At 51.3% G+C, this 7,344-nt stretch carries 6 protein-coding genes; 2 read left to right on the forward strand and 4 right to left on the reverse strand.

Features of this window, described 5'->3' with window-relative positions; genetic code table 11:
• Position 1 precedes the first annotated feature (1 nt).
• Positions 2 to 937 carry an alpha/beta hydrolase gene (locus Q4E93_RS05440; protein ID WP_303583216.1) on the forward strand — a complete coding sequence of 312 codons (936 nt, stop codon included), beginning with the start codon at positions 2 to 4 and terminating at the stop codon, positions 935 to 937.
• On the opposite strand, the gene Q4E93_RS05445 is transcribed toward Q4E93_RS05440, so the two are convergent.
• A complete protein-coding gene (locus Q4E93_RS05445; protein WP_303583217.1) occupies positions 929 to 3,502 on the reverse strand; it encodes a tetratricopeptide repeat-containing sensor histidine kinase in 2,574 nt (857 codons plus the stop codon). The two genes, Q4E93_RS05440 and Q4E93_RS05445, sit on opposite strands and share 9 nt — an antisense overlap.
• A gap of 173 nt (positions 3,503 to 3,675) precedes the next feature.
• Between Q4E93_RS05445 and Q4E93_RS05450 the strand changes: the two genes are divergently transcribed.
• On the forward strand, positions 3,676 to 4,617 hold the full coding sequence (locus tag Q4E93_RS05450; RefSeq protein WP_303583218.1) for a LysR family transcriptional regulator: 942 nt from the start codon (positions 3,676 to 3,678) through the stop codon (positions 4,615 to 4,617).
• Here Q4E93_RS05450 and Q4E93_RS05455 read toward each other — a convergent pair.
• From Q4E93_RS05455 to Q4E93_RS05465, 3 genes are all read right to left on the reverse strand, one after another.
• The gene (locus Q4E93_RS05455) at positions 4,603 to 5,541 is read right to left on the reverse strand and encodes a sigma-54 interaction domain-containing protein (RefSeq protein ID WP_303583220.1); all 939 of its coding nucleotides are present in this window, start codon (positions 5,539 to 5,541) and stop codon (positions 4,603 to 4,605) included. The two genes, Q4E93_RS05450 and Q4E93_RS05455, sit on opposite strands and share 15 nt — an antisense overlap.
• A 167-nt stretch (positions 5,542 to 5,708) precedes the next feature.
• Entirely contained in the window at positions 5,709 to 6,464 is a 756-nt protein-coding gene (locus Q4E93_RS05460) for an alpha/beta fold hydrolase (protein ID WP_303583222.1), read from the reverse strand.
• A gap of 6 nt (positions 6,465 to 6,470) precedes the next feature.
• Complete coding sequence (locus Q4E93_RS05465; RefSeq protein WP_303583224.1) at positions 6,471 to 6,827, reverse strand: type 1 glutamine amidotransferase family protein; 357 nt, start codon at positions 6,825 to 6,827, stop codon at positions 6,471 to 6,473.
• Positions 6,828 to 7,344 lie beyond the last annotated feature (517 nt).

Genomic DNA, 7,344 nt, shown 5'->3' on the forward strand with positions numbered 1-7,344 from the left:
CATGAATCATTTCCTACACTCGCCGCTGCCTGACGATCCCGCTGCCAAGGTGAAACTTTCAAGGGCTGTAAAGGAATTCCTGGAACTTATGAATCAACGGGGGACATTTACAGAAAGCCAGTCCGTCGAGGAGGTTCGTAAGGCTTTTACTGCGGCTCAGGACCCGCTTGCAGTAGATCTTTCCGGCGTCGCCGAGACACAAAGATCGATTAGCATGGATGGCCTGGACATCGTATTGAATATTGTAAAACCTGCAGGCACCTCCGGATCTCTGCCTGTTTTCCTGTTCATTTACGGAGGCGGCTGGGTCATGGGGGACTACCCGACACATAAAAGGATGGTACGCGACCTCGTCCTGCTTACCGGCTTTGCCGGCGTGATCATCAGCTATACTCCTTCCCCCGAAGCAAAATATCCGCAGGCGCTGCATGAAATTCATACTGCCGCCAAATGGCTATTGGAACATGGAGAAGAGATCCAGGTGAATGTCGATAAGATGGGTATAGTAGGCAACGATGTAGGCGCAACGATGTCGGCAGCTCTTTCGCTTATGGCGAAGGCAGACGGCGGACCGGAATTCAAGGTGCAGATACTTATGGGGCCGGCGATGAATGCGACAAGGATGAAATGGATGTGGGACCAGTATACGATGGATGAGGCGCAGCGGAAGGAAATCTATGCTTCTCCTTTGCTGGCGACCCCTCAACAGCTCAAGGGGCTTCCACCTACGTTGATCCAGGTAGCGGAGAATGACATTTTCCGGGACGAAGGGGAGGCCTTTGGCCGGGCGCTCGACGACGCGGGTGTGGAAACGACAACGGTTGTCTACAATGGCGTGATCCACGACTTCGCCGTTTTCAACGGCCTGTCGGAGCTTCCACAAACAAAAAGCTGTTTGTTGCAGGCCGCCGCAGAATTGAAAAGATATCTAGGATAAAGAAGTGGCTGCCTCGACGAAAACAGGTGCAGGCGCGAATTCGACTCTGACCGAGACCCCTTCGGCGCTACTATGGATGGCGAAGCTGCCGGCTAATTTTTGGCCAATGCTTTTCATGAGCGTCAATCCAAGGGATGGTTCACGGCTTGCCGAAGCGGCAGGCATCCCAATCCCATCATCCGCAATTTGAACCAATAACAACCCATTCGGTAGTTTTCGCATGGTGACTTCGACATGGCCGGTCCTTAGCGCGCTGCCATCGGTGTTGTCGGGAAAAGCATGTTTGATCGCGTTGGTGATAGCTTCGTTCAGAAGCAGCCCTATCGGCAAACCGACCGATATGTCTAGTTCAATCGGCTCGACGGAGTGGGTTATCAGGATCCGCCGCTCACGCGCCCCCAGCGAACCGTCGAGAAAAGCGCATAATTCAGCGGTATAGGGCGCCATTTCAAGGGTCGTGACATTCGTGGACCAGTAAAGTTTTTGATGCAAGAGCGAGATGGTTTGTATCCGGTTCTGACTGTCCAGCAAGGCACTGCGGGCCGCAGGATCATTGAGGTATGCTGTTTGCGATTCCAAAAGGCTCATTACGGTGTGCAGGTTATTCTTTACACGATGGTGCACCTCCTGCAGCAACAGGCTTTTTTCCGTTAGCAATTCGTTCTTTTCCTCAAGAAGCCTTTCCAGCGCCAGGTTCTTATCATTTATCTCGGTTTGCTGTTCAAGGAGCCGTTGGACATTCCGGCGTTTGGACCGGTAGGCGTAATATATCCAGGAAGTTACTGCCAGCAGTACGATAATGCCACCCAATTCGATGTCCCGTACAAGAGATGCCTTATCAAATAGGGCGCGTTGACGTTCGCCTTCGCTTTTAAGCAGCTGGATGGATTGTTCCCTTTCTTTGGTCTGATACTGTACCTGTAAGGTCTGCAATTGCCGAACCTTCTGAGCATTCAGCAGGGAGTCCTTGATCACGGTATAAAGCAGATAATGATCGATGGCGGATCGCAGGTTGCCGGTGGCGGAATCCGTTTTATACAACAGCAGCTGGAGCTCGCCTCCATCGGTAAAGCCTTTGTAGGGCAGGGTAGTAAGCAAGGCCCGTTCCAAGAAAGGCCTGGCCCGCTGGTACTGACCCCAATGCACGTAAAACCGGCCCGTGTAGACATGCACCAGCCAGGGATCCACCCCAAACCTGCCATAGATGGTCGAGTCTCTTTCACGCATTCCCGCCGTGTCAAGGTCGGCCAGCCGTTGGAACCAGGGCGCTGCTTTCGGGTAATCGCCAAGCGCGTCATAGATAAGGCCATAATTATAGGCAATAGCGCCCTTCTGCGCCAAAGAAACCGGCGGATCCGCGGCATTGAATTGCTGTAAGTAGACCAACGCCTTTCCCGGGTTGCCTTCCCTGATGAGGCCTTCGACGACAAAGCAGGTATAATAGTGCCGGTCGGGGTCTTGAAAGCGCACTCCTTCCTCGACCAGCAGTCGGCCATAATTCAATTCTTCGGCATAAATACCCGTCAATTGATAAATAACGGCCATCGCCACGTGGATCCTCTTTTTTAAATCACCATTCCGTCCCACGCCCTGGAGCGCCTGGAACATATAGTCCAGTCCCCTGGCGGGATTGCCTCCTTCCGCGTAGACAAGGCCGACCCGAAAATTAGTGTAGGCGGAGGGGGTAATGCCCAATTTTTCGGATTCCCGGAGAAATAGCAGGAACTCTTTTTCGGCTGAATCGTGCTGAGCAACATACCGATGCCTGTTTGCAAGACTTCGGAGTGCATAAAGGGCGTTGATCTGATCCCCGGCCTCTGTGTAGGCGCGGATCGCCTCGCGGCACGCAAAAAAATGATACCGTGTGGCATTGTTGCTATAAGGCATAATTGAATCCATCTGGAGCCAGTAATGCCCTACGCCTTTTTTGTCTCCAAGGCTATCACAGCTGTTGATGATAGCCAGTATAGCATTCCTGCCCTTTTCCACGTCGCCATGTTGAAAAAAATACTTGGCCTGCTCCATCAGATATTCATGCCGCCATCGGGTGCTTCCCAGGGCATCGGTAAGGCGCTTCGCCCTGGCGAGATAAGGCGACACTTTTTCAACAGCGCTGATCTCGACGGGCCTGCCAGACAGGATCCCGTCCGCGATGGTCAGCAGCAGACGGACACGTTCAACGCCTTCGGTCATCGGCAATAACGCCTCGGCAGACGGGATCTGTCCCTTCAATACAAAAAGCAGGCATCGCCGGGCGAGCGCTTCATGGATGCCAGCAGTGTCGCGCATCGCACTGCTGAGGGCAAAGGCCTCCTGGACATACCCCAGGCTGGTGTCCAGGTTCCTGCTCCGGCCCTGCTCCAAATAGATCTGCGCCACTGCCAGCAACTGCCGGGCTTTTGAGATGCTGCCAGGAAGCGCCTCTGTCCGGCGAATGATCTCCTCCATCGGCACAGAATCAGGGAAGGAGGGGAGGTTAATGGATGGGTCGGTAAACTGACCACGGGCAGACAAAACGCCTGTCGTCAGGAGCAGACCGATGAATATTGAGTTTAGCGACTGCATGCTCTCTTTGATGGCCTATAAAGTTACGATTATCGTTTTTCAATTACAGGATTTCGCAAATGAGCGGCATTCAACGGCGATCTCCAGTTTGCATAATGCTCAAGTAGTTGACTGTAAACTTCTTACCTGTTGGCACAAAATTAGGATTATCAAATGTCATTAATCACAGCTATATGTTGAATCTGGAATGGTTTAGAACATTCAAGGCAATCTACGAGACCGGCAACCTGTCCAACGCGGCCAATAAGCTATTCATGTCCCAGCCCGGCGCCAGCCTTCACCTGAGCTCGCTGGAAGAGTATATCGGCCATCGATTGTTTGAACGGGGTACAAGAAAAATGATAGCCACAGAGCAGGCAAGCGTCCTGTATAATTATATCGTCGATTCCATGAACACGCTCGTCGAGGCCGAGAATGCGTTTTGCCGGAATTCCATCGAGGTCAGGCCTACCCTTGTCCTTGGATTGGGCATCGAGACTTTCGAGCATAGCATAACCGAACACATTGCACAGCTGCCTTTCAATCTTACCGTAAGATTTGGCGAGGAGCGCGAGCTATTGCACGACCTGGACGCCGGAACGGTCGACCTGGTGCTGACATCCCAGGTGGCGCCACAGCCCAATCTCGAGTACACTTCATTCGCGAAACAGCGGATCATCCTGGTCTGCGGTGGTCTTACCGATACGGAGGAATTGGATCAGCTGATAGCCGCCGACCAGCGGGCAGCCATCCGCGGATGGCTGAAAAGGCAAAACTGGTATACAACAGCCGCGGACACAGGGTATCTAAAAAATTTCTGGCTGACAAATTTCAATTGCCTCCCCGACATCCGCCCCAACTACATCCTACCCTACTTCGGCGCGATCCTTCGTTGTATCGACAACGGTAAAGGTTTTGCCATCATGCCGGATATCTTTTGCCGGACGGAATTGCAGCTCGGAACAGTCCGCCTGGTGTGGGGAGGTGATCCCTATGTCGAAAATATCCTTCATTTCGGCAAGCGCAAAAAGACCCGGCGTGAAGCCGAGATCCGGAAACTGCAGGAGATACTCACAAAAGGCTGGCACCGCCGGGGATCCGATTGCCTTACCGAATACAATCTATTCAATGGCTAATCTGCTGGTGATACCCAGCTTTTTCATTTTCGAGTTCAGCGTCGAAGCCGGAATGTCCAACAGCTCTGCCGCACCACCTTTCCCTGCTATTTTACCGCGGCATCTACGAATGATCTCAAGGATGTGCTGCTTCTCAACTTCGACAAGCGTTGTTGCAGCCGGCGCCTTTCGATCGGGCAGGTATACCTTGTTTAAAACTCCGCCACCTGACAGAAGCGCACTGCGCTCGATCATATTCTCCAACTCACGCACGTTGCCGGGCCAGTCATACATGGTAAGCTGCCGCATCGTATTTGCCGAAATGCCGGTGATATTACGTGAATGGGCCTTGTTATAGCGGGCCAGGAAATAATGCGCCAGCTGTGGGATATCTTCCCACCGTTCGCGAAGAGGCGGCAATAGGATAGGAAAGACATTTAGCCTGTGAAATAAATCCGATCGAAACCGCCCGGCGCCTACTTCCGATAAAAGATCACGGTTAGTGGCAGCAATGATCCGCACATCCACCTTGATGGTAATCTTTCCACCCAGTCTTTCGAATTCACGTTCCTGGATCACCCGTAACAGCTTTACCTGCAGCTCAAGGGGAAGCTCGCCGATCTCATCCAAAAAGATGATGCCCTTATCGGCAAGCTCGAATTTGCCAGCTCTTCGCTCCAACGCCCCCGTAAAAGCGCCCCGCTCATACCCGAAAAGCTCCGACTCGATGAGATGGGAAGGAAGGGCAGCGCAGTTGACCTTGACCATCGTCTTCCCTCTTCGCGCCGAGGTTTCATGAATGCCCCTGGCGATCAGCTCTTTCCCCGTACCCGTTTCCCCGCCGATCAGTACTGTGGCATTGGATGGAGCTACCAGTGACATCAGCTCGTACACTTTTTGCATGGGTTTGCTTGAGCCAATGATATTGCAAATGGGATCTTTCATTCTGATCAATCCCAGACAAACGGCATGCCTGAATATATCCGATTAATAATAAGGTAAATAGCCAATCCCGGGCCGGGACTTTAGATGAAATTTCATCTACTCCTTCGTGAATTGAATTAAATTTCGAAGGTCGTCTTGCGGCGCCGGGATGCCATGAACCGGCGGCATCAGTACTTATGGGTAGCCGCTTCTTCGATCACTTTAAGGACTTCCATCGGATGCGACAGCATCATGACATGAGCGGAAGCGATCTCGAGAGTCTTGGCATTCATCCTTTTGGCCATAAAACGCTCCAGGTCGGGATGGATCGTCTTATCGTTCTTCGCTACTATGAACCAACTAGGCTTGGTCTTCCATGCGGGCTCGCCGCCTTTATCGTCAAACACAGTGTGCGCAGCCGGTACCTGCGTTGCATATAACAATGCCTGCTTTTGAGGGCTCTGATCGTCCGCAAACACCTTTTTTACCCCTTCTTCTGACATGAAAACAGATCCGCCCGATGGTACCAGGTACTTGGACAGTTCGGTCTGGGGCGCATTTGCCGATACGGTCAGCACTGACTCCCCTTTTTCAGGACCATAGGCGGCCAGGTAGACCAGGCCAACCACTTTAGGATCATTGCCCGCCTGCGTAATCACCATGCCTCCCCAGGAATGACCGACAAGTATTACCTTACCTTTGACCAGATCGATGGCCTTTTGTGTCTCGGCTACATCATCCGCCAGACCGGTTACCCCGTTTTGAACAGACATTACATGATAGCCTTTTGCCTGAAGTTGTTCTATCTGATGGGAAAAGCATGAGCCGTCGGCCCATATGCCATGTACAAAAATGATCGTTGGCTTTTCTCCATCGCCCGATTGTCCCGAAGCTTCGATGGCAAACATAGAACTTAAAAGCAAGAGTGTGTGTACTGTTTTCATGATTTTTTATTTTATAATGGGGGTTGTTAAAAACACTTCGCGTTCGTTGAGCAGGGGAATGATCCCGCCGGCTGCAATTACAAATACAGCATCGTATTTATCTGTCGTCACTTCTTCAATTCTGCCGCTGCTCTTAAACTTTCCCGGCCCATCACCTTTTAGAAAAGCTTGATTGACCGAATCTTCCGGCTCAACCATTTCTATAGGAGGCTCGCCGCCTTTGACGCTATAGACATCGATCTCATATCCCTCTTTTTTAAAAACTTCGAAGGGGTGGGCCACCTCAGGCAGCAGATTTCCAGTGCGACGGTTTTTAGGCCCGATTACACTGGTGCTGGAGACAACGAATAAGATCTTTTTCATAATTTGACAAATTGATTAGTGATGTATTAAAATTAGAACCCTCAACGATCATTCGGAAATCACTCTATTAATAGATGGCATTAGAATACTGATAGGTATCTATCGGCGATATTGCGGTTGTGCTTGGCGACGTTCCGGTTGTAACTCGTCCCCGAACACCAGCATGGGGCAATACTGCCCGATCAGGAAAAAAAGGACGACAATAAAAGGCATGGTATATAAAACTAACTGTGCAGACGAGCTTGAAAAGTATTTTCAATTAAAAATTTCGGCCTACAAAGTAATAGGTTTCCACCAACGTACTTGGTCGTCGCGTGGTTCATTCTCGTTCATTTTGAGTCCCGATCTATTCGCCATTTGTCCGCCAAAACAGGCGGGAAAAACCTGGCAAAAAAGCGAGCAAAGAACTAATAAAAAAAGCCTTGCAATCTATTGATTACAAGGCCTTGTGCGCGGGATGAGATTAGCTGCGCTGATCTCAGAAGGGCTCTGTACCCAAAGGCCCCCGCGCCTTCGG

The organism is Flavitalea plasmicola, assembly GCF_030546645.1.
GTDB lineage: Bacteria > Bacteroidota > Bacteroidia > Chitinophagales > Chitinophagaceae > Puia.

What these genes read in the sequence shown, in the direction of transcription:
- Q4E93_RS05440 (WP_303583216.1), top strand. Translation starts at nt 2, where the DNA reads ATGAATCATTTCCTACACTCGCCGCTGCCTGACGATCCCGCTGCCAAG.
- Q4E93_RS05445 (WP_303583217.1), bottom strand. Translation starts at nt 3,502, where the DNA reads ATGCAGTCGCTAAACTCAATATTCATCGGTCTGCTCCTGACGACAGGC.
- Q4E93_RS05450 (WP_303583218.1), top strand. Translation starts at nt 3,676, where the DNA reads ATGTTGAATCTGGAATGGTTTAGAACATTCAAGGCAATCTACGAGACC.
- Q4E93_RS05455 (WP_303583220.1), bottom strand. Translation starts at nt 5,541, where the DNA reads ATGAAAGATCCCATTTGCAATATCATTGGCTCAAGCAAACCCATGCAA.
- Q4E93_RS05460 (WP_303583222.1), bottom strand. Translation starts at nt 6,464, where the DNA reads ATGAAAACAGTACACACACTCTTGCTTTTAAGTTCTATGTTTGCCATC.
- Q4E93_RS05465 (WP_303583224.1), bottom strand. Translation starts at nt 6,827, where the DNA reads ATGAAAAAGATCTTATTCGTTGTCTCCAGCACCAGTGTAATCGGGCCT.